This window comes from Actinoplanes sp. NPDC024001, from assembly GCF_040638955.1.
GTDB lineage: Bacteria > Actinomycetota > Actinomycetes > Mycobacteriales > Micromonosporaceae > Actinoplanes.
Window position 1 is genome coordinate 1 of record NZ_JBEZZB010000374.1, and the last position, 1,380, is coordinate 1,380.

Annotated in this window: 1 protein-coding gene; it reads right to left on the reverse strand. The window is 67.5% G+C overall.

Annotation, left to right across the window (positions count from 1 at the left end; translation table 11 throughout):
* Positions 1–181: 181 nt before the first annotated feature.
* A complete protein-coding gene (locus AB0F81_RS51265) occupies positions 182–1,315 on the reverse strand; it encodes an IS701 family transposase (RefSeq protein WP_360211782.1) in 1,134 nt (377 codons plus the stop codon).
* Positions 1,316–1,380 lie beyond the last annotated feature (65 nt).

Below are 1,380 nucleotides of genomic sequence, written 5' to 3' on the forward strand. Positions count from 1 at the left end.
TACTGCTACGGCGGTTCGTAGCTTCCGAGCGTGCTGAGTCGTTTGCGGTAGTGGGAGTCACGGGATCGTTGAAGGCAGCGGCGGCGGAAGGTTGACCAGGCCAGCACATGCTCGGCGGTGTGTCGTGCGGTCAGGACGAGGGCGGCGAGCAGGCGCCTGATCTCGTTGACGGTCAGGGGGATCAGGCCGTCCTCGTCATGGCCTGGTGAAGTTTGCTGGTGGCGTTCTCGGTGGTGCGGGTGACGGTGAGGAACGCGGCGGCGGCCATGGCCAGGGTGATGTGGGCGTACCAGGCGTCGTAGCGGCGGACCTGGTACTGGTCCAGGCCGACCTCGTTCTTGGTGATCTGGAAACTCTCCTCGACGGCCCACCTCGCACCCGCCGTGCGAACAAGAGTCCGCAGCCGGGTGCCCCGCGGGCCGAAGCACACGTAGTACGCGACCTCTGCGGTGGTGATGTTGCGGCGGGCCAGGACCCAGCCGCGCCGGCCGTGCGGGAACGTGGCGCGGATCGGGGTGGACACCCAGTCGTAGACCCGAGGGCCGTGAGCGCCGTCGCCGCAGGAGATCCGCCGCCAGGCCCCGGACCGGATCGAGGCGATCAACTGGTCGACACGGGTGCTGGTGTGCAGCCCGGACGGCACCTCATGGTCCTTGCGGGTGGCCATCACATAGGCGATGTCGTGTTCTTCGCACCAGCCGCGCAGGCCCGGGTTCTGGCCGTACGCCTCGTCGGCGGTGAACCAGGCGAACGGAACTCCGGCATCGACGGCACGTTCCAGCATGGCTTGGGCTTGCTGCGGTTTCGTAGCGAACTCGACCTCGTCGCCGATGTTCGCCTTCCGGCAGCGGTCGCGGTCATCGGTCCAGGACTTCGGCAGGTACAACTCGCGGTCGATCAGCGCCCGCCCGGTCGGGGTGTGGTAGGCCAGGAACACCCCGATCTGGCAGTTGTCGACCTTGCCGCTGGTGCCGGTGTACTGCCGCTGAACCCCGGCGGAGCGTTTGCCCTTCTTGACGAACCCGGTCTCGTCGGCGACCAGGATCCCGCCCGGATCGCCGATCTCAGCGACGATCCGGGCCCGGACAGCGTCACGGACCGCGTCCCGGTCGAAACACGGGCTGCACAACAAGGCCTGCATCGAGTCCGGGGTGGCGTCGCCGGCGTGTTCGGCCAGGGTCCAGCCGTTACGCCGTTCGATCGGCGCCATCAGCCCGCGCAGGTACTTCCGCGCCTGCCAGCGGGTTTCCACCCGGCCGAAATGGTGCGAGAACTCCAGGAAGAACTCCCCGAACGCCTCGTCCCAACCCTGCACCTGCTCAACCGTGACCACGTCCGGGAAACGATCCAGAACTACTCGAAGTAGTGATCCGCCGTAGC